Below are 26,030 nucleotides of genomic sequence, written 5' to 3' on the forward strand. Positions count from 1 at the left end.
CCAAATGATTCGCCACTTCCTCCGCGATGACGATGTCACGCCCGCCGAGCAGGCTGAGATTCTCGACCTGGCCGAAAAACTCAAGCGCAACCGTTTCGCCGCCCGTCCGCTCGAGGGCCCGAAATCGGTCGCGGTGATTTTTGACAAGTCGTCCACCCGCACCCGAGTGTCGTTTCACGTGGGTATTTCAGAGCTCGGCGGTAGCCCGCTGATTTTTACCACCGCAACCAGCCAGCTCGGCGGTAAAGAAACGCCCGCCGACACCGCGCGGGTGCTCGAACGCATGGTCGAAGCTGTCGTGTGGCGCACCTACGCCCAGGAAGGCCTCGAGCAGATGGCTGCGGGCACGCGCATCCCGATCATCAACGGGCTCAGCGACGACTTTCACCCCTGCCAGCTGCTGGCCGACCTGCTGACAATTCGTGAACACAAGGGCGGCACCGCCGGACGCACCATGACGTTCATCGGCGACGGTCGCAGCAATATGGGGCACTCATATTTGCTCGGCGGTGTTACGGCCGGAATGCACGTGCGGGTCGTTTCGCCCGACGGTTACCTGCCGCGCGAGGATGTGGTCGAGGATGCACGCCGTATCGCCGCCGAAACCGGGGGATCGGTGCTGGTCGGTTCAGACATTGTCGAGCTCACCACGGGCGCGGATATTGTCGTCACCGACACTTGGGTGTCGATGGGATTTGAGGCCGAAAAACAGCGCCGCCTGGAGGCGTTTGCCGACTATCGCGTCACCCGCGAAGTTATGGCGTACGCCGCTGACGACGCGATTTTTATGCACTGCCTGCCTGCCGACCGGGGCTTCGAAGTTGACGCCGACGTCATCGACGGGCCGCAATCGGTGATTTTTGACGAGGCCGAAAACCGCCTGCACGCGCAGAAGGCCCTGCTGGCGTGGCTGTTGGCGAAGGCCAAGGACGAAACGGTGCTGCTGCGCGACTAGGCGCGAGCCATACACAACGGTGCACAACCTGAAGTGCCCCAGGTTTTGTTCCGTTTGAGTAGATGGGAAAATCTGGAACATGCCTAGAAAATTTGATCAGGATGCTAAGGACCGTGTGGTCCGCCTCGTGGAAGATCGCATCCTGGCGGAGAACATGTCCATGCAGGCAGCCTGCAAGATCGTGGCACCCAAACTGGGTGTCTCGTGGCACACGGCGAGGCAATGGACGCAGGCCGCTCGTCGCGAAGGACGTGTTGTGGAATCAATGCCCGAGGACCTTGCTGCAGAAAACGCACGGTTACGTCGAGAAAATCAAGAGCTGCGGGACACCAATGAGTTGTTGAAAGCCGCCTCGGCTTTTTTCGCATCCGAACTCGACCTAAAACGTCGGAAATGATCCGATTCATCGATGAGCATCGGAATCGTTTCTCAGTCGAGTTCATCTGTCAGACGTTAAACACGCATCGCGAAGGCGGTTTTCTTAGCTCGCGTGGATACCGCCAATCCAAGGCCCGGGGCTTAAGCGCCCGCAGTCTTCGCGACGCTGCTCTTGTAGAGCATATTCGCGACGTTCATGCTGAAAATTACGGCGTCTACGGTGTGCGGAAGATGTGGCGCGTGCTGCAACGCCAAGGCATTGACATTGGCCGCGAGCAAACAGCCCGGCTGATGCGCAGCGCTGGTCTGTCCGGCAAGGGCAAAGGTGGGGCACCAATCACAACGCGCAAACCCAAGGGCCCAGACCTTCGCCCCGACTTGGTAAATCGTGAATTTAGGGTTCCTGGCCCTAATCGGTTGTGGGTGGCGGACATTACCTACGTGCGCACCAGGAAAGGCTTTGTGTACACCGCGTTCGTGACCGATGTATTCTCCCGCAGGATCGTCGGATGGGCGCTGTCGGATTCGATGCGCACCGAAGCCCTGCCGCTGCAGGCGCTCAACCAGGCAATCGTGTATGCCAAGGAAACAACGGGATTGATTCACCATTCAGACCACGGCTCACAATATGTGAGCATCGTCTACAACGAGCGCCTGGCCGAGCACGGTATCGCAGCGTCCACTGGGACGGTGGGCGACTCCTATGACAATGCTTTGGCTGAGAACGTCAACGGTTCCTACAAGAATGAGCTAATCCATAGGCGGCCGTGGGCCGATGTCGTCGACGTGGAAATCGCCACATTCGAGTGGGTTAACTGGTGGAACGAGTCACGGCTTCACCAGAGCCTGGGCTACCGCACGCCGGCTGAAGTAGAAGCCGAATTTTGGGAACACCACCCCGGTCAAGGAATAATGGAAATCAAGGCACAAGCCTAGGAACAAAACTCAGGGCACTTCAGGCCATGGTGGCGTTGAAGGCAAGCCCCGCAGCCTCCATACAGTGCCCTAGATAGACACGGTGTGCTTGGTCTACTACGGCTTGCTCAGCGGCATCATCGAATAGAAGATACTCCGAAAAGGGGGTAATGATCTGCCCCGTTTCTCGATCGAGGCGGGCATGTGCCGATTCGTCGCGTGACACCGAATCGGTGCTTTCGCTGCACGCCGTGAGCGCGAGCACGCTGGTTAGCGCCCCCACGCTCACGGCGACACGCAGCGCTCGTAAACTGCGCATTGAACCTACCCTCACCTAGCGAAGCGCGCTGATCCGGTCACTCCAGCTCTCACCAATGTGAAGATTTACGGTGAATGAACGCAAATCATTTTTGTCGCTGTCGAGCGGTGCCGTACGACCGGTGCAGCCCTTGTTTTCACACATCAACCGTGATGCCCCTTTCTTGATCGAGCTGGCCCTGTCATTGGCCCAACTTGGAAGATCTCCCGACCCCCAAGAACCCATTTCGTCGCCGTAGTTAATGTGATCGTAGAGCGTTGCGGCCTGGGCTGTCGCCACTGCACCAAAGGCGCAGGTGCCCCCCAGCGCCACAGAAATCAGTACGTTGCGGACAGTTTTGTGAGCCATTTGTCTCTCCCTTGATTAGTGGCCACAGTGTGCAGCAGCAGAACCAGTTTCATCGACCTTCATTGGTCGATTCGTTCACTCCGCACGTCACGATGCTACGACCATCCACTCTGTCATTCCAGATGTTTCAGTAACAGAAGTGACTCGTTTTGCTGGGAGCAGAGATACGAAGTCGCGCCGCCCTTTCAAAAGGGCGGCGCGACCAATTGCTCGATATCGGTAGCTCGCTAGAGCTTGATGACCTGGTTGAAGGCGAGCTCAACCGGAGTCTCACGACCGAACAGCGAAACCAGCACCGTGAGCTTGCCGCTGGCGGTGTTGATTTCGGTGATCGTACCGTTGAGACCCTCGAACGAGCCCTCCTTGATGGTGATGGTCTCGCCGATCTCGAACTCAACCTCGGTGATCGGCTGCTTGTCAGCACCACCCTTGGTGGCGGCGGCGCCGGCAGCATCCGAGGGCACTTCGACGGTCGACTTGAGCATCTCGAATGCCTCGTTGAGACGCAGCGGCACGGGGTTGTGGGCGTTGCCAACGAATCCGGTCACACCGGGAGTGTGGCGCACAACCGACCAGGTGTCTTCGTTGAGGTTCATACGCACCATGACATAGCCGGGGATGCGTACGCGCGAGACCATCTTGCGCTGCCCCTTTTTGATCTCAACGACATCTTCCATCGGCACCTGGATCTCATAGATGTCGTCTTCAACATCCATGGTCTGGGCGCGCTGGTTGAGGTTTTCACGCACCTTGCGCTCAAAACCGGCGTAGGTGTGGATGACGTACCACTTGCCGGGGCGGCGGCGCAGGTCTTTTTTGAAGGCAACGAGCGGGTCGACCTGCTCGGCAGCCTCAGCTTCGTCGGTGGTGGCGGCGGCCTGGGCGGCTTCCTCTTCGGCGTTATCGACATCGAGCACGTCGTTAACCTGCTCGTCCACCTCGGGGTCGCTCAGCTCGCTGGTGAGCTCGGCCTCGTCGCTATCGTCGTCGAAGTCGGCGTCTTCCTGATCGATGGCCGCGGCAACCTCGTCAGCCGAAAATTCGTCGACGCGGTCGCCCTCCTGGGCCTCCTGAACTTCCGAGTCCTGCTCTTCGGCCGACTCAAACAGGTTATTGGGGTCGGATAGGTTGCGGTCAGACACTTGAACTCTTCTCGTTTCGATCGTTGTGAAGTGAAGTCATCGCACCAGCACCGTTGGCTAGCGCGGAACGGGATTACTGTCCCGTCGGTGCGGGAGTTGGAATAGCGGTCGGGTCAGGGCTTGCCGGTGCTTCCGGGAACAGTTGTGTTCCGTTACCGAAAAGCCAGCTCGACCCAATACCGAAGGCAAAGTCAAGCAGCGTGACGATCAGCATCATCACCACGAGGAAGCCGAGCACCACGCCCACATAGCGCCACAGCTCTTTTCTGGTGGGAGTGACCACCTTCTTGAGCTCGGCCCCGACCTCTTGGAAAAACTTCTTGACGCCACGACGCTCACCCTCGGTGTCGTCTTTGTCGCGCTTTTCATTGCGTTTGGGGGTGCGTTTACCCTTCGGCTCGGTCGACGCAGCCTTCACCTTTTTCGACTTTTTTTTGGCTGCCCCGGCCACCTCAGCGGCGTCATCAGCATCAGTCGAACCCGATTCTGCATCGTTAGCAGCGTCGTCGGTCGCCGTTTCGGCGTCAGCGTCGCTTGGCTTTTCGCTGGCAGCGTCGTCGGCTTCACGGCTCGTCAGCTCGTCGCTCGTCGAGTCGATCTGCTCGTCATCACGCTCGTCAGTGGCCACGCGATTTCCCCCTGTCGTTGGATGCCCCTGTCGTTGGGTGTGGGTGCGGTTGTTTTTGGGCACGCCACATGATGCCGTTGGGCAACTCCACCAGGTTACTTCACCGGCACGAATGCGTCTACTCATTCCCACCAATGGATGCATTGAGCAGAGCATCCGGAATGCTGGCGCGGCCGCAACGAAACCAAACAACCACGACACCAAAACAAGAACCCCGTGGGACTCGCCACGGGGTTCTTGTCAGCTGCAGGGCGGACAGGAATCGAACCTGCAACCTGCGGTTTTGGAGACCGCTGCTCTGCCAATTGAGCTACCGCCCTAGGTCTGCCGATCAGCTTAGCGCAGTCAGCGACTCGCCTAGTTTAGTCGCTTTCTGGCAATCTCGCCATTCTGAGCCAGCCCGCGCAATTACGGGCCCTGGCCACGCTGCTACTGGCCGGCCGCGCATCCAGGAACCAATCACCGATGCCCTGAAAACTGTCTGGCTAACCAGCCGCATCCCTGCGAACCACATTCATAAGGGGTTAATCTGGTGGCATGTCTGCTAACCGACTCTCGCCGCGCATCGCGGCCATTGCCCCCTCCGCAACCCTGAAAGTTGATGGCAAAGCCAAAGCGCTCAAAGCCGAGGGACGCCCCGTGATCTCGTACGCCGCCGGTGAGCCCGACTTCGCCACCCCGGCCCACGTGATTGACGCGGCGCTCGAAGCCGTACGCGACCCGAAGAACCACAAGTACACCGCAAACACCGGCCTGCCCGAGCTGCGCGAAGCGATCGCAGCCAAGACCGCTCGCGACTCGGGTCTTGAGGTGCCGATCAACCGCATTATCGTCACGAACGGCGGTAAGCAGTCGGTATTCCAAGCCATTAACGCCATCGTTGGTGAGGGCGACGAGGTACTGCTCCCCACCCCGGCCTGGACTAGCTACCCCGAGGTCATCAAGCTCGCTGGCGGCACCACCGTCGAGGTGTTTGCTGGCGCCGACCAGGACTACAAGGTCACCGTCGAGCAGCTCGAAGCCGCTCGCACCCCGGCCACGAAGGCCATGCTGTTCGTCTCGCCTTCGAACCCCACCGGCGCCGTCTACACCCCCGAAGAGACCCGCGCCATCGGTGAATGGGCACTCGCAAACGGTGTCTGGGTGATCGCCGACGAGATCTACCAGAACCTCACCTATGGCGGCACTAAGGCCACTTCGATCGTCGAGGCAGTTCCGGCGCTCGCCGACACCTGCATCCTCGTGAACGGTGTCGCGAAGTCGTTCGCCATGACCGGTTGGCGTGTGGGCTGGATGATCGGCCCCGAAGACGTTATCGCCGGTGCCGCGAACCTGCAGTCGCACCTCACCAGCAACGTGAACAACATCGCGCAGCGTGCCGCTATCGCCGCGCTCACCGGCCCGATGGAGCCGATCGAAGAGTTCCGTGTCGCCTTCGACCGTCGCCGCAAGCTCATGGTTGAAGAGCTCAGCCAGGTGCCGGGCTTCCGCGTGCCGACCCCCGAGGGCGCGTTCTACGTCTACGCTGACGTGACCGAACTGCTCGGCAAGGAGTACGACGGCAAGCAGATCAACACCTCGCTTGAACTGGCCGACTACATCCTCGACAAGGCCGAGGTGGCGATCGTCCCCGGTGAGGCGTTCGGACCTTCGGGCTATGTGCGCCTGAGCTATGCGCTCGGCGACGAGCAGCTCGTTGAGGGTGTGCGCCGCATCCGCGATCTGTTCAGCTAACTCGCGTTTGCTTGAGGCGAGGGTCCCGGTCGATCACGATCGGGGCCCTCGCCGTATCTGCACGGTGCCGCTGGCTCGCCCCGCGCCGCGCCCCTCTGCATCCGCGCCTCTGTACCCCTCTGCATCCCCCTGCATCCTCACCTCTGCATCCCTCTGCATCCCCCTGCCCCCTCACCTTTGCACCCGCACCTTTGCACGCCGCGAACGTTCAAAGACACCGCAATCACTGAGGGACACCGCCATAGCGGTGTACTCGAGCACCCGCGGTGTACCCGAACAGGCGGGCGCCGCCCCCCCCTGAACCCCTCCCTACGGGAAATGGCACCGCAACTCACAAATGGCACCGGCATACAGGTGCCACTAGTCGATCGCGGTGCCACTTCGTGGCAGAACTGCGCGAAATGGCACCGCTAGCACTGGCGAGCGTGTGGTGCTCCCACACCGCTAGCGTGCACACCCACGCTGCGCTCAAAGACACCGCAATCACTGAGGGACACCGCCATAGCGGTGTACTCGAGCACCCGCGGTGTACCCGAACAGACGGGGAGCAGGAGCGCAGCGTTGCGGCGCGCCCCGCCTCCTCTCACCGCACCCGTCCACCTCTGCACGCCCATTTGTGTGGGTTCGCGTCATTTGTGTGTGGCAGAGCACGTACAAATGACGCGAACACACACAGATCCGGCTCGTGAGCGGGAAACGGCGCCGCGACGGGGCGGGCGGGCGCGAAGCGAGCGAAGCGGCGCGGGGCGCGAAGCGGCGCGGGGCGGGAGGCGCGAAGCGAAGCGAACGAGCGCGCGCGGGGCCACGTGAGCGCAGAAGTGAGCGCAGAAGTGAGCGCAGACGTGAGCGCAGACGTGAGCGCAGACGTGGGCGCAGACGTGCGCCCTCCACTCATCCGCGCGCTACGGAATCGTGAAGCTCGTTTCGCGCAGTAGCCGCTGCAGCTCAGCGTTAGCCGCCACCGCGCCCTCGCCACCCTCGGACCACAGCACAATATGGATGCGGGTGCCTGAGTGCGGCATCAACCGCTCGTACATCACGATCTCGCCACCATCGCACTGCACCGCCCGCTGCCCCAGCAATTCAAGCTTGGTGCCGTCACGACCCCGGAGCACGTACACCTCCGGCTCACCAACATTCTGCAGTTGGCTTAAACACTCATCACCGATGCGCAACAGCTGTGTCTCAGTGAGCGACTCATCCGACTGCGCCGAGGTGTAAAGCCCCGTCTGCCACAGCTCAAACCGGGCCGCATACCCCGGATCGTTCAGGGTCAACTGCCCCGGACGGTTCAGAATTTCCTGCTTTGACCAACCGCGCGACTGCGGCTCCACCACCGTGAGCCCCTGCGTGAACTGCGCGTTCATCGTGATCGGCACCAGGGTTCCCGGCTGCACCGGTTCGGGAGTCGTGGTCGGTAGCGGTGTACGGGTATCGGTGCTGTCAGTTTCGTCACCGAAGCGCAGCGGCGTCCCGGTGGGAGCAGCCGCGGGCTGCGCCACCCGCCCACCGGCCACCACCGCGGCGATACCCAGCCCCACCACAGTCAGCGCGGCAACGACCGTGAGGATGAGCAGACCCACTGGCCGCCGCAGCCGCACCACCCGCTGCGCATCCTGCGCTTCCGGTGGATACACCGGCACCGGCGGCTGGAAGTCGTAGTCGCGCACCCGTCACTACACCTCAAGACCAATGAGGTTTGGTTCGGGAACCAGCAGCACCCCAAACTCCTGCATCACCCGGGCCCTCACAAAGCGCGCGAGCTCAGCAATCTGTCCGGCAGTTGCCCCGTCGTGATTCGTGATGGCGAGCGTGTGTTTCGACGAAATCGCCGCACCCGAACCCGGTAGAGCAAACCCTCGCTTCACCCCGGCATGGTCGATCAGCCAGGCCGCCGAGAGTTTCACCAGCGGCCGACCATCCTCATCCGCACCCGCATCAAATTGCGGCGCATCCTCCGGCAGGTCCACCACAAATTCGCGATGCACCACCGGGTTTACAAAAAACGAGCCGCTCGAGCGCGTATCCGGGTCGCCGGGATCAAGCACCATGCCCTTGCTCGCACGCAGCCGCAGCACCGCATCCCGCTGCTGCGCTACCGGCACCCGGTCACCCAGCTCAACCCCGAGAGCTTTTGCGAGCTGCGCGTAGCGAACCGCGGCACCCGCCGCATCCCCCACCCGCTGCAAACGCAACACCACACGCAACACCAGAGCGCGCAACTCGCGCCGCTTCAGCGCCGAAGTGCGATAACCGAGCCCGAGCTCGCTCGCGGACACCCAGCGAATCTCGCCGGTTTCAGCCTCAACCACCTCGATGCGCTCCAGCACATCGGCAAGTTCCTGCCCGTAGGCACCAATGTTCTGCACCGGCGCGGCACCCACCGTGCCGGGAATGCCCGCGAGCGCCTCGATGCCGCTGAGCCCGTCGGCAACGGTGCGGTCAACGAGTTTGCTCCACGACTCACCCGCTTCGGCGGTTACCAACACCCCGTCGCCAGCATCCGCTACTTCAATGCCCGAAGTGCAAATGTGCAGCACCTCACCGCCGAATCCGCTGTCGGACACGATCGTGTTCGAGCCGCCGCCAATCACGAGGAATGGTTCGTCCGCCTCGACCAGGCGCCGATATTCGGCCGCGAGCGCATCCCGGCTGGCCGGCGCCACGAGCTGCGCGGTCGCATCCGACACCTGTGTGGTGGTGAGTTCGGCAAAGGTGGTCATGCAGCAAACCTCACGCGCACCTGCGATTTCCCGAGCACCTTCACGCCATCGCAGCTGACTTCAAGATCGATGCGACCAATACCGTCCTCGTCGGCGAGCTGGGCAACCTTCGCGATTACATGTACGTCGGCGCCAGTCACCGGATCGACCACGACCGGTTTTGTGAACCGCACCTGGTAGTCGACAACGCGGCCAGGGTCGCCAAGCTCGGCAATAAGCGGCTGAATCGCGGCGCCCATGGTGAGCATCCCGTGGGCCAGCACGCCCGGCAGCCCAACCTCAGCGGCAATATCGTCGCGGTAGTGGATGGGGTTGAAGTCACCGGATGCACCCGCGTAGCGCACGAGCGAATCGCGCGTGAAGTGCAGGGTTTGTTCGGCGACAGTATCGCCGACGGCCGCGGTGGTGAGATCGATACCGGTCATTTGCTGCCTCCCACTACGAGCGTCGCGGCACCGGTGAGCACGGTTTCGCCGCGCTGATCGGTCACCGTGGTGGTCGCTGAAATCATGCCGTTGGCGCCGAGGGCGCGCACATTTGTCACCTCGAGCTCGACCGTGAGCTCGTCACCGGCGACGATCTGTCGCGTAAAGGTGAATCGTTCGTCGCCGTGCACGATGTTTTTGAGTTCGAAGTCGACAAGCTCGTCGGCGAGCATGAGCTGCATCGCGCGGTCTTGCAGCACTGCCGAGTAGGTTGTTGGCGCAACTACATCCGCGTAGTCTGCCGCGCGTGCTGCGGCAACGTCAAAGTGGATGGGGCTGGTGGCGAATACGGCGCGGGCAAATTCGCGTACGTGTTCACGACCAACCTGATAGGGCTCATTGAGCCGGTAGCGTCGACCGGCCAGATCAGGATTCACACTCACGCATCCCACCCTAACGAGTGCCGGCGCGCAAGCTGCTGAATCTTGGGATGCAATCGGGATGCTACCGGCGGGCGAGTTCGAAGATCGTGCGGTCGTTGAGCGCGGCCCGCTCGTTGCGCGAGGCGCTTTCGCGGCCGCCGAAGAGTTTGCGCTGCGAAAGTTCGAGGGTGTTTAGGTCGATGCGGGTGATGGTGTCGTCGGGGATGCGTGTCCAGCCGGCCAGGTCGATTCCCGTGGATGAGAACACTGTTGTACCGTCGGCCAGCTGCAGCATGGCGAGTTTGTAGTAGTCGTGGGCGTGGTCGGCTGGCAGCAGCGTCGGGTCGATTCCGCAGGCGCGGAACGACTCGTCGGTGACCATCGCGGTTGAGTTTGCGTGCACCACGAGCAGCTCGTCTTCGGTGAGCAGCACAGCGTTGAGGCTCGCAGTTGGGAATTTGGCGCGTAGTTCTCGCACCGCACGGGTCAAACCGTCGGCCACGGTGCCGTCGCTTTCGGCGATCATGCGCCGCACGAATGCAAAATAGCGTTCTGAGTCGGTGCTGCCCTCGATGCCCTGCTGCCACGGTTCGGGAAGAAGTTCGTCGAATCCTTCGACCGGGGTGATCGAGCCGTTGTGGGCGAAGGCAATTCCGTCGGCAACAAACGGGTGTGTGTTGGTCTTTGTGCGCTTGTGTGCGTCGGTTGCGAGCCGCAGGTGCACCAGGCGCGCATAGGAGGGCACCGACAGCAGTGCCGAGCTGAGCATCGGATCGTGCTGGCCGGGTGTCGATACCCGAACCGATTCCACCTCGGGCACGGTTTCGCCGGGCCCGGCGGCAAGCCAGGCGCTTCCCCAGCCGTCGTTGTGGATCGTGGTCATCTGCTGGAAGGCTTCGGCGTTACTCACACCAATCATCTCACCCACCGTGGTTTCGACGGGGGCGGCGTAGGCAAAGAGTCGGCACATTGTTTTTCCTTCGGGCGCGGTTGCGCGGTGCCCCAATTGTTGCATTGAACGGGTTTATGGGCGGGGATACGGGCAACTTGGGGTCACAATCTGTGCCCCGCTCTGTGCCCCGTGCAGATCTGGCCCGCGCTCACCGAGACGTTGCCGCGTATTAGTGCAAGGATGGAAACGCTATGGCAAATGAAATGTGGTGGTCGCTTTTGGCTGCGGCCGAAACGGATACCCCGGCTCACGGCGCCAGCGTCGGCGACACCGTGATGTGGTGGGTTGGCGGGATTATCGTGGCCGTGTTTTTTGGCGCGATTGTGCTGCGCACCCTGCGTCGAAACCGGTTAAGGAAGTGACCGAGACGGTTCTGGTACGCGGCGTGCTGCTGGATATGGACGGCACGCTGGTTGATTCCACGCCTCTGGTTGAGGCGATCTGGGGCGAGTTTGCTGCCGCACATGATCTGGATGCGCGGGAGATTTTGAGCTATTCGCACGGCCTGCCAACGATTTCAACTGTGCGACGGGCAATTCCGGATGCGGATGCGGCCACTCAGCAGCGCTGGTGCGACTGGGTTGAGCACGAGGGGCTGCGCCGCACCGAAGGCATTGTCGAGGTGCCGGGTGCCACCGCGTTCATCCGCCGCGCCCAGCAGCTGGGGCTGCCGATGGCGATCGTGACCTCGGCTCCGCTGGAGCTGGCGCGGCGCCGGTTCGCAATTGCCGGGGTGCCGATGCCGGAGCCGCGGGTGACTATTGAGTCGGTTGAGCGGGGCAAACCGCATCCCGAACCATTTTTGCGCGGGGCTGCCGCGCTGGGGCTCCCCACATCTGAGCTGCTGGCGTTTGAGGATGGGGCCGCGGGCCTGGCCTCAGCTACCGCCGCCGGGGCCGAGTGCGTTGTGGTGGGTGATTTTGCCGGAAACGAGGCTCGCGGGCTGCCGCGCATCACACACTGGGATCAGGTGCGTGTGCGAACAACCCACGATCCGGGGCGCTTTTCAGTTGCGTTTGACTAGTCGCGCACAACCATCATGGTTTGCACGGCCGAGTCGGCCGCCCCGCGCACGTAGCCGCCGCGCACGGCGGCCGATGCCTGCAGGAAGTCAACCACTTCAGCGGTGATCTCTTCACCCGGCAGCACGTTCGGGATGCCCGGCGGGTATGCCGCGAGCGATGCTGCCGAGACGCGTCCGATTGCCTCGTGTGCCGGCACGATTTCAGCCTCCGAGAAGTATGCCTCGCGCGGCAGACTGTGGATCGGGCCGGTTGGCGGCAGCTGTGGCAGTGACACCGCGAAGCGTTCGCCGTCCGGAACGGTCATTTCGTCGAGTGCCTTAATAACCGGCTCGATCGAAGGCGATTTGCCGAAGCCGATCACCAGCACGATGGTCGAGGCGGTCGCCATTTCAACGTAAATACCGTACTTATTGGCGAGCTGGTTGCGCACCGCGTGGCCGTCGAGGCCGGTTGCGCGCACGTCGATGGGGATGCGCAGCGGATCTTGGCCGACGATGTCGTCATAGCGGTCGAAGCTGTCTGACACCACCGGGTAGCGTCCGTCGGCACGCAGGAGTTCGCGGGCGCGAGCGGCGTTGGCGATCGACTCTTCATAGTGGTCGCCGCCATTTACGAGGTCGCGGCGGGCCAAATCGAGCGAGGCGAGCAGCAGCGATGATTCGCTCGTGGATGCAGTCATGGCGTGGGCGCGCGCAACGATCGGCTCGAGACGGTCGGCAAATTCGCCGTGGCCCAGGTGCAGCATGGCCGACTGGGTGAGCGAGTTGGTGAGTTTGTGGGTCGACATGATCGACAGATCGGCACCCTGGCGTAGCGGTGATTCGGCAAGCTCCGGGTGGAAGCCGAAGTGTGCACCCCAAGCACAGTCGACGATGAGCGCCGCGCCGCGGGCGTGTACGGCCTCGGCGATGGCGGGAATGTCGGCGACGGCACCAAAGTAGCTGGGCGATACGACATATACGGCGGTGGGGTTGCCGGGGTGTGCATCCATTGCCGCTGCCACCGATTCGGCGGTGACGCCGTGGGCGATGCCGAGCTCGGTGTCGATAGTGGGCTGCACGTAGGTGGGGTTGAGGCCGGCCAGGATGACACCGTCAACGAAGCTCGAGTGCGCACTGCGCTGCATCACGATGTCGGGGCCGAGCGAGCGGATGGCCAGGGCCGCGGTGCGGTTACCCTGTGTCGATCCGTTGGTGAGGAACCAGGTGCGGCGGGCGCCCCAGGCTTCGGCGGCAAGCTCCATGGCCTGTGTGCGGGGCGAGTTTTCACCCAGGTCGATACCGTCGATCATCGGCGGCACGTCGAGTTCGACCGCACGGTCACCGAAGTATTCGGCGAGTGATGAACCGGCGCCATCACTGGTGGCACCGTGTCCGGGGACGTAGAACGAGAGAGTCGAGGCCTTGGCGAGCCGGTTGAGGGCTCGCGCGTAGGGGGCGCCTTCAGTTACGGCTTCGTCGCCGCCGGGCACCGATGAAAATGCAAGCGTCATAACGGTTACGTTATTCATTGAGCTTGGCATTGAGAATGGCATCATCGGCAAGTAGCCTCATAGTCGCTATGGAACTTAATGAGAAGTCACCGGATGCGCTGCTCGATTTGCGGGGGATGCTGGCCCTGGCAGCCGTGGCCGAGTTTGGCTCGGTGGCCGCAGCCGCGTCTCGGCTCGGCTGGTCACACCCCACCGCCGACCATCACCTGCGTCGACTCGAGGCGAGCCTGGGTGGCAAACTGCTTGAACGTCACCCGCGCGGCTCCAAGCTCACCGAATTTGGTCTGATCGTCGCGCAGCAGGCTCAGCGAACGCTTACCCTCAACACTGAAACTCGCGAACTGGCCACCAGCTGGCTCGAGCACCGCGCCCAGCGCGTGCGACTCGGGGTCTTCCCCACTGCCGCTGGGCTCATTCCGGCCGCAGTGCAGCTCGCTACTGAAGCGGGAATCGATCTGGTGGTCTCACTTGATGAGACCGTTTCGCTGCGCGCGGGGCTTGAAGCCGGCGACCTCGATATCGCCGTGCTGTTTACCGCGGGGCCGCGCACCAGCAATCGCAACAGTGCTTACACTCTGCGATTGTTGCGCAGCGAGCCGATGCTCTTGGCCACCCCCAGCAATCATCCGCACGCGAATAACACCGCAGTGCAGCTGAGTGATTTTGCTGCCGACCGCTGGGCGGTTGGTGCATCCGATCACGACCCGGTGGATAGCGAGATCGCTCGCCGCTGTGAAATGGCGGGCTTTTCGCAGCGGGTCGGGATGCGCTCGGATGATTATCGGGTGATTTTGCAGCTGGTTGCCGAGGGGCTTTTTGTGGCTGCGGTACCGGCATCGGTGGTGGCTGCGGATGATCCTCGGCTGCGCCTGCTGCCGTTCACTGAGCCGCTGCTGCACCGTGACACGGTGATTGCCACCGGCCGTCGCGACCCAGCCATTGCCGCGGTGATTTCAGCCCTGCGCCAGGCAGCCGGTGAGGTGTTCCGCGCCGAGCACCTGCCGGCCGAATAGTCGCACACCGACCACACGCGAACTGGCGAGACCAGCCGTGAGATGTCGGCAAAAACGCCGGTGGGCACCGACCGAAGTCGATGCCCACCGTGTCGACAGCTGCGTCAGTGAGAACGCGAGCGGTTCGCGTCGTTACTCGGCTGCGCCAGTGCGGTCCGCGTAGCGGAACAGCTTCTTGTTGGCGAACTCGAGAATACCCACGCGACCCATCTCGCGGCCGTAACCCGACTTCTTCACGCCACCGAACGGCACGTCGGGACCTTCGAGGCCGGCACCGCCGATGAAGACCATGCCCACGTCGAGCTGGTTACCAACCTGCTCAGCGCGCTCGAGGTCGTCACAGATGATGATCGAGCCGAGGCCGTACTGCGACGAGTTGGCCAGTTCGATTGCTTCTTCGTCGCTCGAAACCTTGTAGAGCTGAGCCACGGGGCCGAACAGCTCCTGGCTGTAGACGTCCATGTCGGGGGTGACGCCGCCGATGACGGTCGGGGTGTAGACGTTGCCCTCGGGCTCGTTGTTACCAACGAGGATCTCAGCGCCCTGCTCAACAGCGCGGCCGACCTGCTCGGTCAGAGTCTTGGTGGCACCATCCGACGAGAGCGGACCGAAGTCGCCCTTCTCGTACGACTGGCCACCGATAGCGGCGGTGAACTTCTCGGCGAACTCGTCGTAGTACTTGTCCATGACGACGATGCGCTTCGAGCCGTTGCAAGCCTGACCGGTGTTCTCCATGCGGCCGCCGACGGCGTGTTCGACGGCGTAGTCGATGTCATCGGTGTCGAGCACAAGGAAGACGTCCGAACCACCGAGCTCGAGCACGCACTTCTTGAGTGCGCGACCGGCCTGCTCGGCAACAATCGCACCGGCACGCTCCGAACCGGTGAGCGAGACGCCCTGCACGCGGTCGTCAGCGATCATGGTCGAAAGCTGGTCGTGGTCGGCGAAGACGTTGACGTAGGCACCCTCGGGGAAGCCGGCGTCGAGGAAGATCTGCTGCAGCGCGAGTGCCGACTCGGGGCACTGGCTAGCGTGCTTGAGGATGACGGTGTTACCGAGGATGAGGTTCGGCACCGCGAAGCGAGCGACCTGGTAGTAGGGGTAGTTCCACGGCATGATGCCGAGGATCACGCCGAGACCCTGGTAGCGGAAGAACGACTTGAGGCCGTCTTCAACCTCGAGCGGCTCGTCAGCGAGCCATTCTTCAGCGTTCTTGGCGAACGCCTCGGTGATAGCACCCGAGAACTCTGCCTCGCCGACCGACTGGTCGAGCGGCTTACCCATCTCGCGGTTGATGATGGCGCCGAGCTCTTCCTTGCGCTCTTCGAAGAGTTCTGCGGCGCGCTGAGCGAGCTTGGCACGCTCGGCGACGGTGGTCTTACGCGACCAGTTCTGGTAGGCCGACTGGGCGCTCGCGAGCGCAGCCTCGATCTCCTGGTTGGTTGCGCTGGGGTACTCCTTGACCGTCTCACCGGTCGCGGGGTTGATGACTGCGAAATTGGCCATTTCTACTTGTCTCCTTGTTTCTTCGTTGAATCGGACTCGAAATGAAACCCGTTTATTACTTCCCGTGGGCAGTCTACGGGCCCGTTCCTGGGGATTCAAGGCGATGCATCCCGAGCATGTCGCCTGGATTGATCGGGTGATCAGTACCGCGTCCTACGCTTACACAACAACGGTGCCGCACGCTGAGAAGATCCCGATATTCATGCATCCAATACCCCTCACCCACCAGTTCGCCGACCGCCTGCCCAAGCTTTCGCATCCCTGGCAAGCCGAGCCCTGCCCGTCACCGCAGCTCGTGGTGCTCAACGAATCGCTCGCGCACGAACTCGACCTAGATGCCGACTGGCTCGCCTCGGCCGACGGTATTCGCTGGCTCACCGGCGCCAGCCTGGATGCGGCCACTCAACCGGTGGTACAGGCATATTCCGGACACCAGTTCGGCGGCTTCTCACCGCTGCTCGGCGACGGACGGGCACTGCTGCTGGGCGAACTCAACACCACGAATGGGCCGGTTGATGTGCATCTCAAGGGCTCGGGTCCCACACCGTTTTCCCGAGCCGGTGCCGACGGCCGAGCGGCACTCGGCCCCATGCTGCGCGAGCTGATCGTGAGCGAGGCCATGTATGCACTCGGAGTGCCAACCAGCCGCTCGCTCGCGGTGCTCACGACCGGGCGACCGGTGTTTCGCCACGGTCGCGAACCCGGCGCCGTGCTCGTGCGCACCGCATCCAGCCACCTGCGCGTGGGGTCGTTTCAATTTGCGGCCGCACGCGGCGACCGCGCGCTGCTGCAGCGGCTCGCCGACTACGCCATCGAGCGGCACTACCCCGAACTTGCCACAGCTGACAGCCCCTATCTGGGGCTTTTGCGCGCGGTAATTAGCGCGCAGGCACACACCGTGGCGAAGTGGATGCTGACCGGCTTCATTCACGGCGTGATGAACACCGACAATATGACCATCAGTGGCGAGACCCTGGATTACGGCCCCTGCGCTTTCATGGACGGCTACGACCCAGCCACAGTGTTCAGCTCGATCGACACCGCGGGCCGCTATGCCTACAACCGCCAGCCGGCAATGGCTGAGTGGAACCTGGCCCGATTTGCCGAGACGCTACTGCCCCTGCTCGATGATGACACCAACCGGGCGGTTGAATTGGCGCAATCAGCGCTCGCCGAGTTTGCCGACCAGTATGAGCAGCAGTTTTTTGGCGGCATGGCCAAAAAACTTGGTCTGGCGGCACGTAAGGATGAGCTCAGCGGAATATCCGACACCCAGGAAGGATCATTTGCATCCTGTGACCCAAGCCTTCCGCCGAACTCACTCACAGCGCAGCTATTGCAGCTGATGGAGCGGCACCGGCTCGATTTTACGAACACCTTCCGGGCACTCACCGCCGCCGCGGCCGGCGACCGCAAACCGCTTGACCCCCTGCTACCCGATGACGACGCCGATTTCGCTGCTTGGCTGCAGCGCTGGGGTGATCTGAAGCCGGATGCAGCGCTGATGCGGCGCGTGAATCCGGTGGTGATTCCGCGCAATCATGCCGTTGAGCGAGCGCTGCAGGGGGCTGCCGCTGGAGATGCTGCGGAGCTTTTTGCGCTGCTCGAAGCGGTGACCGACCCGTTCACTGAGCGCGGCGCTGATCGCGAGCGGTTCACGCAGCCCGCAGCCGTCGATTTCGCCCGCTATTACCGGACGTTCTGCGGAACCTAGGCGCGGCGCTAGATCTTGTCGACGAACCTGTTGAAATTCTCCGGGGCCGTGGCGGGCGGGCTCCACACGTCGAGGACCACCATCGGTAGGTCGTCGCCGCGGTCGATGGTCGAAATAATCGTTTCGTAGCCGACTGCGTTGGCAAACAGCCGACGTTTGGGCTGCGATACGGTGGGCATCGGGGTCTCCTGCCACCCCTGGGCACGCAGTTCTTGCTCGAGCAGCTCGACAATTGCCTGACCATCGGCGTCTTTCACGAGCCGCACGGCCGCGCTTCCCGGGTAGCGGAAGCCGCTGCCATCGGATCCGGCCACCGGCGTCATCTTCACCGAACCAGGTGCCGGAAGCCGGTCGGGCGAGCATAATTCTTCGGGGATGAGCGCCACGAGAGACTTTTGGATGCGAACCGTTTCTTGTTTCGCCTCGGCCAGTGTCAGCGCCATGGGGTTCTCCTTATTGCCGAGATGATGCCCGCGTAGCCGAGATGGGCGGTGCAAATCATCATGCTAATCCTTGAAGATTTCGTGCTTCAGATCCTGCAGGATTGGCAGGTTATCGTGCGTGTTGCCACTGGCGGAGCGACCATGAATATCCACAGGATGCAGCGTGAACCCTTTTTCTGTCTCGCTGGTCCCGTGAATATGGTTGTCCCAAATGTGACTCTCTCGAGGCGTATCCACGCCTGGCAGCTTGTCCAGCAGGTGGATTGGATCTCTACCGTAGGCGTAGTGGTCATATTCAGTGCTGTAATGGCGTTCCCATCCGGGGGGCGCGTAGGAGCCTGACAGCGAATGCACACCGTCGTAGTGCGCATCTGGCACTCCGCTGCGAGTTTTTGATGCGATTTCTGAAGCAGTCGCCACCGAGTGCCCCGCGCTGTGGCCGATAACGTTGTTGTCAGCATCCCGGCTGAACTCTTCCAAGGCGAGCTCTTCCTGAAACTCCGCGAGGTTAGCACCCAATTGACGAAGGTGGAATGGATTCGCATTGGAATGAGCTCCATCCCAGCTGATCCACTGGTCATCCTCCCCCACTAACGGATCAAAGTGGTCAAATCGCCCATCAAAGAAACCGAACGCTACAGTGTTCGTACCGAGCGTGTTTCCCTGATCGACCAAATAACCGGTGAGATCGGCATAGTTCTCCATTTTAAGCTTGGTAGTCGTAGTTCCTGGAACAAACGTGACGACTTCACCAGCCGACTTGCGCATATCGCCCTGAGCCGTGATAAGGCGATTATTATCAGGGTCAAACAAGATCGCCCCAGCACCACCGTTTGAAGTTTTCATCGAGTTGTAGAAGTCGATCTCCTTCTGCAACTGTTCGATTTCTTTGTCGTAGCGCTCGATATCATCCTTCTTGCCGAAAGACCAGTTACGCTCCAGCTGTTTCTTTTTTTCCTCCACTTCACGGAGCCTATCCTGACGCTCTCCAACCTCTCGGTCAATATTGAGATCATTCGCCTGCACACGCGCTTCGAAAGGAATTCCGCGCATCGAACCGACCTCTTCAGGGAAAGCCGCAATGAGTTCCTGCTGCTGCTCGTAACTGAGCGAGTCCCATAGCGCACGTACTTCACTGAGGTTTTCTCGCTGCCTCAGCGTGCTCATCATCAGCCCCTTATCAAGGCCTTCCTTCGAGCTGCCCGCAGACGCCGCACTTGAGGCATGGGAGACTCGGCCGTCTGCGATTGCATGAAGCGCACTGGCATAATTTGAATCGGCCCGGTTGGCTTGAGTGATCAGTGTCGCGATCTGCCCCTCAAGCTGTGCTTTATGCATCAGCGCTTGAATGTAAGAGGGGGCGGTAATAATTGGCGCGAGGGCACCGGCCGCCGGACCAAGCATTTGAATTAGCTCTGATCGAGCAATAGTTTCCACAATTGGTTGAAGCGAAACCGAACCTGTCGGACTAATCATCAGGTGGCTAGACGCCGCGAACGCCTGGGCTTCCTTAACCCCACCCGCAATCTGGCCAACTTCTGTAGCGGCGACCCTGGTTGCCGAGAGCAGATCCGAGATTAGACCTTCAATCTCGTCAGATTCGGCCCGCAACTGCCCTAGTTTGCTTCGCGCGGAATCAGCCGAGTGTCCCTCATTCCTAATTTCGCTTGATGAGCGATAAAGCTGGTCACCCGCTGCTTGGACCTGAGCCTCGTCACGACGGAAGGAATCATAGGCTACCTCGAGCCGGTCTGGCGTCCAGTCAACAATTTCGCTCCACCCGACCATCAGTAGATCCCCTTCGATACGTCGATATTGCCTTGCATCGAACTCATGTTGCCGCCGCCCTGCGAGTCGGTGCCATCGTGGTCAGACTGAACTTGAGCAGCTGCAGCTTCCATGTCTTCGATGGCAGCAGCCAAGGAGCGAATGCGATTGTCAATCGCGCTGGTCGCACTGGGAAGCGCACTCGCAGCCGAGCCACCCCGCATCGATGCGGCGGCTGCGTATGACATGGCGCTCACGTTTATTGGCGACAGCTCTCCGGCTGCATGCCCACAGTTACTGGCGAGGTTGCTCAGGTCTCCCGCGAGGATCTTTAACACCATGGGTCCCACCTAACTTTGCGGCCGAAGTGCTCGACTTCGAGTACGGCGCCGGAGTGTAACACGACGCTCGAACCACAAAAAGACGGCCGGGTCGCGCGCAGCTACATCACGCGACCCGGCAGCCATGCAACAGCTAGAGCTGCTGGGCAAATCGCCGGATGCGCTCCTGTAGCGCCGCGATTCGCTCCGCTCGAGCCGTCTCCATATCGAAGCCGTCGTAGGGCTGTGGCGGATCATTGCGCACATTGAACGAGCACTGAAAGCTCTTGCACACATATACCGCGACGGTGTTGCCCTTGCGGCCCGACGGACCCGACCGTTTCGCGCTCGAGAACACGACATCGTTCGGCAGCCGCACGTCCCGGCACCAGTCACACAACTGCGGCTGGGAGTTCGGCGGTTGCTGCTGGAAAAGGATGCCCTTCACATCGTCACCGACCGGAACAAACGCATAGGCACGGCGCGAAATACGCGGGTCACACCAGCCAAGAAAATCGATTGCGTCCCAGTCGATCGTCTCGAAGTTCTGGGGCAGGGTGAGTTCGGCGCGCTCCTTCTTGGATGCGTTGAGGAAGTTATTGCGGATGTATTTTTCAGTGATGGAAAGCATTCGGCGTACGCCTTTCAAAAATCTGCTGCTGCGCAGCATCGGTGAGTTTCGGTATTGATGCGCCACCGGCACGGCAACGGCCGCCGCAGGCACGGTGCGATCGCCCGACGGCGCTGATGCGCGGAACGTCGGCAGCTGCGGCGAGGTTACCTACCTGTGGCAGCTGCGCTGCCACAACCTCCAGCCACATCGAAGTGCTCAGAACGAAAATTCACGTGATCATCCTACCGCCGCAACAAGCTGACCGTCATGGTCCGTTGGCACCTTCCGGCAGCCGCGCAACCCGCATCCGAGCGAGACTCCGCATCCGAGCGACGAATCAGCCCGGAATTGAACTTGCCGCACAATAAAAAAAGACCCCTGGCGGGGCCTTTTTGACTGAGTTGGGGTCTGTAGCAGGAGCGGGGCTCGAACCCGCGACCTCACGATTATGAGTCGTGCGCTCTCACCAACTGAGCTACCCTGCCAGGGTTCACAGTCACCGGTCGAGCAACTGAGAGAGCCCCGAGCCAGGATTGAACTGGCGACCCCTTCCTTACCATGGAAGTGCTCTACCACTGAGCTATCGGGGCGAGTCCGCTGCGATTTCTCGCTTGGGCACCAGGAGAGCTTATCACACACTCCCCCGCCGCACGCAAATCGCAACGTGTTGGATTTTTAATTAGTTACCGAAGGTCTCATCAACGAGTTTGTGGCTATCTTCAACGCCTCGGCGTTCAGCACCAAGAGCAACGCCACCGGTCGGCACTTCTTCTGGAACCTTCACGTCGACACCGGCGACGTTGAGCTTTTTCAAGAAGTACATCGGGTCGACAGTGCCGCCATCGATGAGGGTTTCGAGGTGCAGGTGCGGTCCGGTTGATGCGCCGGTGTTTCCAACCTTTGCAATCTGGTCACCAACCTGCACAACATCTCCGACCTTCACCGAAATCGAGCCTGGCTGCAGGTGCGCGTACTGCGAGGTCACTCGCTCACCATTGATGATGTGCTCCACCTCGACATAAATACCGTAGGTGGTGCCGCTCTCGCTGATGTAGCTGACGCGGCCATCCGCGATCGATCCGATCGGTGTGCCTTCTCCGGGGGTGAAATCAACGCCACCGTGCCAGCTCGAACCGCCACCAAAGGGCGACACTCGCGGGCCGTAGGGGTCGGTGATCTGAACGCCCTGAGGGAACGGCCACTGCACATTGGCGGTGATGTCATTCGTGTAGGCGTTCGAGTCAGGCAATTTGACCCCAGCCGCAAGGTTGGCGGCGTGCGCGGTACCGATCGAAGTGACTGCGGTCACCTCCGAGCGGCGGGTCGCAGCAACCGAAACCGTCTCTTCTTGCGACACCTTCAGCGTCTGCGGCGCCGGCTGATCGGCATTGGGCTCGCCAACTTCGGCTGCACCCTCATCGGCCGCGGCCGCCGCGCTGATCGCTGCAGCCGAACCGGTACCGAGCGCCACGGTGCCAGCAATGAGCCCGAATGCCACCATCGAACCGCCCACTCGGCTGGCACGCCGACCGCCATCACTGCGACGCACGCGGCGGGTTGCCTTCAGACTGCCACCAGAAGCGAATGCGGCGGCAAACTCGATCTTCGGTTCGTCAGCCGGGGCGACCGGAATACCTGCCGGTGCCGCCGTGGTGGTGTCAACTACTGCAGCCGGCTGTGCCGACGTTTCAGTGGCAGCCTCGTCAGCAACGGTGAAAACTGGCGCCACCACTGGACGGCTTGCGACGTTCGGGATGGGGTTGATCGCGACCCGGTGAATCTGCACCTGGGCGGCAACCGAAGACTTAGTTTTTGCAGCACGATCCGCGAAGAGCTCGGGCGATTGCGTCGCTACCTGCTGGGCAGCAATCTGTGCCTGTTCGGCACGCTGGTTGAACTCAGCGAGTGCTGCGGCCCGCTCTGCTTCGCGACGTTCGCGGCGCGAAGTGAACTGCTGACCCTGGGCCTTTGCAGCGACCTGGGTTCTTGCATCGGCACTGACTGTTTCAGCATCCCGAGCAGCCGGCGCTACCGAAGCACTTTCGACCGGGGTTGCACTGTCAGCGGCTGCTGCAGCTCGAGCCTCCTGCTCGGCGGCGATTCGCTGCTGTTCAGCTCGCCGCTCCTGCTCGCGAAGTTCGCGGCGCGTGAGCGGGCGCTGAACGTTTACGCCTTCCGACATGCACACCTCCTCAAAAACTCGAACGGATTCGAGTGTAACGAAGAGATCACGAATTAGCTAGCAAAAATCACAGTTTTATAAATTTCCCTGATCAGAGCAGATGTGATGGCAGTGATTCCAGCAGCAAATCGTGCAGTTGAGGCATGATCCGGGGATGACCAGCAACCAGCATAGCCCTACTTTCACGCGAATCGCGTGACACACCCACAACTTCGGCACCCGCCTCACTCGCAATGAGCGCACCGGCAGCCCAATCCCAGGGTTTAAGACCAAATTCGTAATAAACATCCACCTGCCCGGCCGCCACCGCACACAGATCAAGCGAGGCCGCCCCGTTACGGCGCATATCCCGCACCCGGTCAGCAAGCGCCAACCACACCTGAGCCTGCAGTTTGCGGCGCTCGGCCCGATATGAGAAGCCGGTAGCAACCAGCGTGCGCGCAATATCTTCCGGACCCGAACCAACCACTATCGGTGCATCATTTCGGGTGGCACCACCACCGCGCATCGCCGCGTACATTTCATCGAGCGCCGGTGCGAACACCGCACCGGCAAGCGCCGTGAACTCCGTCGGCTCGGCAGCCGGGTCACCCTCAACCGCAGCAATTGAAACGGCGTAGTGCGGCAAACCGTACAAATAGTTCACGGTGCCGTCGATGGGGTCAACCACCCAGGTAATCCCCGAACGCGAACGACTCGGATCGCTCTCTTCGCCATAAAAACCGTCATCCGGACGAAGTTCACGGATGCGGTCACGCAGCAATTGCTCACACTCGCGGTCGGCTGCGGTCACCACATCGACCGTGCTCGTTTTTGTGTCGGCGACAGCAACTCCCTGTCGCCGCCGCTCAAAAATCAGTTCACCAGCTTCGCGTGCCAGTTCAGTAGCCAGGTGCAAGAGTTGCTCATTGCTCATACCGGTGAAGCTAGCAGTGCCACATAACGAGCGAATCTGGTGTAAGCTTTGCTGGTGCGCTTTTTAGCGCGCCTGCTCGGCGAGATACCCAAGCGGCCAAAGGGAGCTGACTGTAAATCAGCCTGCATTGCATTCGGGGGTTCGAATCCCTCTCTCGCCACCGCTTGAAAGACCCCGGCCATGGCATAGTTCCAGGCCGGGGTTTTTGTTTCATACGAAACATTTGCAGGTTCGGGAGTCGGCGTTGGTGGCTGGTGTTCAGCAGGCCATCTATCATCACTTCATGCGTGTTGGCGTGTACGTAGATGGCTACAACTTGTACTACGGGATGCGGCGAGAATTCGGTCGCGGTACCCCCGGTTGGCGTTGGCTTAACGTCCGTGCTCTCGTAGAAACATCGCTCCACGACCAAGTAAAGTTCGCCGAACAACGGGGCTGGAACGAGCAGGCTGACACCTGGCGCGATGCCCACATTGAACGCATTGTCTACTGCACGGCACGAATTGACGGCGCAAGCAACCCTGGTGGGCAACGAGATCAAGACATCTATTTGAAAGCGCTAGTTTCCTCACAGGCAGTCGACAGAATCGAGTATGGGAACTATGTATCGCGCGTCAAGCAGGCACCTCTTGCAGTGCCAGGCGACAGCAGACGTCGGCCAGAAATTGTGACATCAGCTTGGCCAGTAATGATTCAAGACTCCGCAGGCACCCCCGTTCCGGACGCGAAGTTCATCGTTTCCTATCAGCATGATGAGGAGAAAGGTAGCGACGTGAACGTTGCTAGCCACATGCTGATTGATGCTTTGACAAGCGTTGTTGATGCTGTGGTCGTGGTGTCCAACGACTCAGATTTGAAACTGCCAGTTCATCACGTGCGAGGTTTGATGCCGGTTGGCCTCTTGTATCCGAGCGAAAAGGTTGCGGGGGCACTTGCTTTGCCTCCCACGGATCGTTCTGGCCAGAGCTGGGCGCGCAAAGTCCGTAGAGAGTCGGTGGAACAGAGTCAACTCCCGTCAACGATCGGCAACCTGTCAAAACCCTGCGGATGGTAGCCGCGTTGACACGCCAGACCCAGACCCGAACTTGCCTGAGCACGTCAGCGATATAGGATGTAGTTATTACTCACCCGGTCCCTTGTGGGCCGGGTTTTTCTTTACTGTAGAGGCTCAGCACTGAGCACATCCATTCCAAATGCATTCGGGAACCCGCCTGGTCGATGGCAACACCGAAGCACCGGATGCATCCCTACAGCAACACCAGCGAAATCCCCATCACTGCCATCCCGGCGACCAGACCGTAGATCGCCCAGTGGTGTTCGCCATATTCCTCGGCCGTGGGCAATAGTTCATCGAGTGAGATAAACACCATTACGCCGGCAATCGCCGCAAACACCACGCCGAACAGACCATCCGAAATAAACGGCATCAACAGCAAATAGCCGACGATCGCGCCAGCGGGTTCGGCAAGACCCGACACGGTCGCCCAGCGCAGCGCCTTGCGCCGCGAACCGGTGGCCTGATACACCGGCACCGCCACTGCCAACCCCTCGGGAATATTGTGAATGGCGATCGCCACTGCCACCGCCACCCCGATCTCCGGATTTTGTATCGCCGCGATAAAGGTCGCGAACCCCTCCGGGAAGTTGTGCACCCGAGCGCTATGGCGGTGAGTATCCCGGTTCGCATCAGCGCCCGCTGCCGCGCCCGATCGTCGACCGTACCCGGCTCGTGCGGGTTGATTTCTTCGGGAACCAGCCGGTCGATCAACGCAATTACCGCGATCCCGCCAAAAAACGCGAGCAGCACCAGCCATTCGCCGGCCGCATCCCCAAACTCAGAGATAAGTGCCTCGCGCCCCTTCGGCAAAATTTCTACCAGCGAGACATAGATCATCACACCGGCAGAAAAGCCAAGACCCATCGACATCAACCGCCGCGAATCACCGCGACCGGCCACGCCAATCATCCCGCCGATCGAAGTAGCGAGCCCTGCCAGCACAGTCAGCACCAGTGGCACCCAAATATCTGTCATCGCAGCCTTTCTCACCCACCCACGTGGCACTAACAGTAGTCGCATGCTGCGGCTCGCTCGCCGCTG

26 protein-coding genes, 4 tRNA genes and 1 pseudogene are annotated in these 26,030 nt (G+C 61.3%); 9 read left to right on the top strand and 22 right to left on the bottom strand.

The window, feature by feature from the left end:
* Positions 1 to 4: 4 nt before the first annotated feature.
* Both argF and PV375_RS02955 read left to right on the top strand, forming a co-directional pair.
* Positions 5 to 955 carry an ornithine carbamoyltransferase gene (argF, locus tag PV375_RS02950; RefSeq protein WP_332106061.1) on the top strand — a complete coding sequence of 317 codons (951 nt, stop codon included), beginning with the start codon at positions 5 to 7 and terminating at the stop codon, positions 953 to 955.
* A 79-nt stretch (positions 956 to 1,034) separates the two neighbouring features.
* Positions 1,035 to 2,269, top strand: a protein-coding gene (locus tag PV375_RS02955) for an IS3 family transposase (protein WP_332106062.1) whose coding sequence is annotated in 2 segments (ribosomal slippage) — positions 1,035 to 1,326 and positions 1,326 to 2,269 — 1,236 coding nt in all. Because the reading frame shifts where the segments join, the coding sequence is not laid out codon by codon here.
* A 19-nt stretch (positions 2,270 to 2,288) separates the two neighbouring features.
* Here PV375_RS02955 and PV375_RS02960 read toward each other — a convergent pair.
* From PV375_RS02960 to PV375_RS02980, 5 genes are all read right to left on the bottom strand, one after another.
* A complete protein-coding gene (locus PV375_RS02960) occupies positions 2,289 to 2,567 on the bottom strand; it encodes a hypothetical protein (protein WP_332106063.1) in 279 nt (92 codons plus the stop codon).
* A 15-nt stretch (positions 2,568 to 2,582) separates the two neighbouring features.
* Positions 2,583 to 2,915 carry a hypothetical protein gene (locus PV375_RS02965; protein WP_332106064.1) on the bottom strand — a complete coding sequence of 111 codons (333 nt, stop codon included), beginning with the start codon at positions 2,913 to 2,915 and terminating at the stop codon, positions 2,583 to 2,585.
* A gap of 227 nt (positions 2,916 to 3,142) precedes the next feature.
* Positions 3,143 to 4,057 (bottom strand): transcription termination/antitermination protein NusG, encoded by a 915-nt coding sequence (gene nusG, locus PV375_RS02970; protein WP_332106065.1) that lies wholly within the window; start codon positions 4,055 to 4,057, stop codon positions 3,143 to 3,145.
* A gap of 73 nt (positions 4,058 to 4,130) precedes the next feature.
* Positions 4,131 to 4,685, bottom strand: a complete 555-nt coding sequence (secE, locus tag PV375_RS02975) for a preprotein translocase subunit SecE (RefSeq protein ID WP_332106066.1) — start codon at positions 4,683 to 4,685, stop codon at positions 4,131 to 4,133.
* 247 nt (positions 4,686 to 4,932) lie between these two features.
* Positions 4,933 to 5,005 (bottom strand) — tRNA-Trp (locus PV375_RS02980).
* Positions 5,006 to 5,222: 217 nt separating this feature from the next.
* Between PV375_RS02980 and PV375_RS02985 the strand changes: the two genes are divergently transcribed.
* A complete protein-coding gene (locus PV375_RS02985; protein ID WP_201518527.1) occupies positions 5,223 to 6,419 on the top strand; it encodes a pyridoxal phosphate-dependent aminotransferase in 1,197 nt (398 codons plus the stop codon).
* A gap of 902 nt (positions 6,420 to 7,321) precedes the next feature.
* Here PV375_RS02985 and PV375_RS02990 read toward each other — a convergent pair.
* The 5 genes from PV375_RS02990 to PV375_RS03010 form a co-directional block, all read right to left on the bottom strand.
* Positions 7,322 to 8,089, bottom strand: coding sequence for a hypothetical protein (locus tag PV375_RS02990; protein WP_332106067.1), 768 nt, complete (start codon positions 8,087 to 8,089; stop codon positions 7,322 to 7,324).
* Between the two features lie 6 nt (positions 8,090 to 8,095).
* Positions 8,096 to 9,142, bottom strand: coding sequence for a UDP-N-acetylmuramate dehydrogenase (locus PV375_RS02995; protein WP_332106068.1), 1,047 nt, complete (start codon positions 9,140 to 9,142; stop codon positions 8,096 to 8,098).
* Complete coding sequence (locus PV375_RS03000) at positions 9,139 to 9,567, bottom strand: MaoC/PaaZ C-terminal domain-containing protein (RefSeq protein ID WP_201615007.1); 429 nt, start codon at positions 9,565 to 9,567, stop codon at positions 9,139 to 9,141. Before PV375_RS03000 ends, PV375_RS02995 begins: the two co-directional genes overlap by 4 nt.
* Entirely contained in the window at positions 9,564 to 10,010 is a 447-nt protein-coding gene (locus tag PV375_RS03005) for an FAS1-like dehydratase domain-containing protein (protein ID WP_332106069.1), read from the bottom strand. The genes PV375_RS03000 and PV375_RS03005 overlap by 4 nt, the downstream gene beginning before the upstream one ends.
* A gap of 61 nt (positions 10,011 to 10,071) precedes the next feature.
* Positions 10,072 to 10,959, bottom strand: coding sequence for a class II glutamine amidotransferase (locus tag PV375_RS03010; protein ID WP_332106071.1), 888 nt, complete (start codon positions 10,957 to 10,959; stop codon positions 10,072 to 10,074).
* A 173-nt stretch (positions 10,960 to 11,132) separates the two neighbouring features.
* Here PV375_RS03010 and PV375_RS03015 point away from each other — a divergent pair, with 173 nt between their 5' ends.
* Both PV375_RS03015 and PV375_RS03020 read left to right on the top strand, forming a co-directional pair.
* The gene (locus PV375_RS03015) at positions 11,133 to 11,303 is read left to right on the top strand and encodes a hypothetical protein (RefSeq protein ID WP_201518844.1); all 171 of its coding nucleotides are present in this window, start codon (positions 11,133 to 11,135) and stop codon (positions 11,301 to 11,303) included.
* A complete protein-coding gene (locus PV375_RS03020; RefSeq protein ID WP_332106072.1) occupies positions 11,300 to 11,965 on the top strand; it encodes an HAD-IA family hydrolase in 666 nt (221 codons plus the stop codon). The genes PV375_RS03015 and PV375_RS03020 overlap by 4 nt, the downstream gene beginning before the upstream one ends.
* Here PV375_RS03020 and PV375_RS03025 read toward each other — a convergent pair.
* Positions 11,962 to 13,458: an aminotransferase class I/II-fold pyridoxal phosphate-dependent enzyme gene (locus PV375_RS03025; protein ID WP_332106073.1), complete on the bottom strand. Its 1,497-nt coding sequence runs from the start codon at positions 13,456 to 13,458 to the stop codon at positions 11,962 to 11,964. The two genes, PV375_RS03020 and PV375_RS03025, sit on opposite strands and share 4 nt — an antisense overlap.
* 68 nt (positions 13,459 to 13,526) lie before the next feature.
* On the opposite strand from PV375_RS03025, the gene PV375_RS03030 reads away from it, so the two are divergent.
* The gene (locus PV375_RS03030; protein WP_332106074.1) at positions 13,527 to 14,471 is read left to right on the top strand and encodes a LysR family transcriptional regulator; all 945 of its coding nucleotides are present in this window, start codon (positions 13,527 to 13,529) and stop codon (positions 14,469 to 14,471) included.
* A gap of 132 nt (positions 14,472 to 14,603) precedes the next feature.
* On the opposite strand, the gene PV375_RS03035 is transcribed toward PV375_RS03030, so the two are convergent.
* Positions 14,604 to 15,977: an NAD-dependent succinate-semialdehyde dehydrogenase gene (locus PV375_RS03035; RefSeq protein WP_201521132.1), complete on the bottom strand. Its 1,374-nt coding sequence runs from the start codon at positions 15,975 to 15,977 to the stop codon at positions 14,604 to 14,606.
* Between the two features lie 202 nt (positions 15,978 to 16,179).
* Between PV375_RS03035 and PV375_RS03040 the strand changes: the two genes are divergently transcribed.
* Positions 16,180 to 17,691: a protein adenylyltransferase SelO gene (locus tag PV375_RS03040; RefSeq protein ID WP_442903922.1), complete on the top strand. Its 1,512-nt coding sequence runs from the start codon at positions 16,180 to 16,182 to the stop codon at positions 17,689 to 17,691.
* 8 nt (positions 17,692 to 17,699) lie between these two features.
* On the opposite strand, the gene PV375_RS03045 is transcribed toward PV375_RS03040, so the two are convergent.
* The 8 genes from PV375_RS03045 to PV375_RS03080 all read right to left on the bottom strand — a co-directional run bounded on the left by PV375_RS03045 (position 17,700) and on the right by PV375_RS03080 (position 23,932).
* Positions 17,700 to 18,134, bottom strand: coding sequence for a hypothetical protein (locus PV375_RS03045; protein WP_332106076.1), 435 nt, complete (start codon positions 18,132 to 18,134; stop codon positions 17,700 to 17,702).
* 63 nt (positions 18,135 to 18,197) lie between these two features.
* Positions 18,198 to 19,922: a hypothetical protein gene (locus tag PV375_RS03050; protein WP_332106077.1), complete on the bottom strand. Its 1,725-nt coding sequence runs from the start codon at positions 19,920 to 19,922 to the stop codon at positions 18,198 to 18,200.
* Positions 19,922 to 20,242, bottom strand: coding sequence for a hypothetical protein (locus PV375_RS03055; protein WP_332106078.1), 321 nt, complete (start codon positions 20,240 to 20,242; stop codon positions 19,922 to 19,924). Before PV375_RS03055 ends, PV375_RS03050 begins: the two co-directional genes overlap by 1 nt.
* A gap of 133 nt (positions 20,243 to 20,375) precedes the next feature.
* The gene (locus tag PV375_RS03060) at positions 20,376 to 20,852 is read right to left on the bottom strand and encodes an FBP domain-containing protein (RefSeq protein ID WP_332106079.1); all 477 of its coding nucleotides are present in this window, start codon (positions 20,850 to 20,852) and stop codon (positions 20,376 to 20,378) included.
* Between the two features lie 393 nt (positions 20,853 to 21,245).
* Positions 21,246 to 21,319 (bottom strand) — tRNA-Met (locus PV375_RS03065).
* 33 nt (positions 21,320 to 21,352) lie between these two features.
* Positions 21,353 to 21,424, bottom strand: a tRNA-Thr gene (locus PV375_RS03070).
* 89 nt (positions 21,425 to 21,513) lie between these two features.
* Positions 21,514 to 23,016 carry a M23 family metallopeptidase gene (locus tag PV375_RS03075; protein WP_332106080.1) on the bottom strand — a complete coding sequence of 501 codons (1,503 nt, stop codon included), beginning with the start codon at positions 23,014 to 23,016 and terminating at the stop codon, positions 21,514 to 21,516.
* A 91-nt stretch (positions 23,017 to 23,107) separates the two neighbouring features.
* On the bottom strand, positions 23,108 to 23,932 hold the full coding sequence (locus PV375_RS03080; RefSeq protein WP_332106081.1) for an inositol monophosphatase family protein: 825 nt from the start codon (positions 23,930 to 23,932) through the stop codon (positions 23,108 to 23,110).
* A gap of 78 nt (positions 23,933 to 24,010) precedes the next feature.
* On the opposite strand from PV375_RS03080, the gene PV375_RS03085 reads away from it, so the two are divergent.
* Positions 24,011 to 24,092, top strand: a tRNA-Tyr gene (locus PV375_RS03085).
* Between the two features lie 87 nt (positions 24,093 to 24,179).
* Positions 24,180 to 24,986 carry an NYN domain-containing protein gene (locus PV375_RS03090; protein ID WP_332106082.1) on the top strand — a complete coding sequence of 269 codons (807 nt, stop codon included), beginning with the start codon at positions 24,180 to 24,182 and terminating at the stop codon, positions 24,984 to 24,986.
* Positions 24,987 to 25,179: 193 nt separating this feature from the next.
* On the opposite strand, the gene PV375_RS03095 is transcribed toward PV375_RS03090, so the two are convergent.
* Positions 25,180 to 25,584: a ZIP family metal transporter gene (locus PV375_RS03095; protein WP_332106163.1), complete on the bottom strand. Its 405-nt coding sequence runs from the start codon at positions 25,582 to 25,584 to the stop codon at positions 25,180 to 25,182.
* 170 nt (positions 25,585 to 25,754) lie between these two features.
* Positions 25,755 to 26,009 (bottom strand): annotated as a pseudogene (locus PV375_RS03100) (ZIP family metal transporter); the annotation flags it as partial.
* Between the last annotated feature and the right edge of the window lie 21 nt (positions 26,010 to 26,030).

Source organism: Gulosibacter sp. GYB002, assembly GCF_036577665.1.
Classification (GTDB): domain Bacteria; phylum Actinomycetota; class Actinomycetes; order Actinomycetales; family Microbacteriaceae; genus Gulosibacter; species Gulosibacter hominis.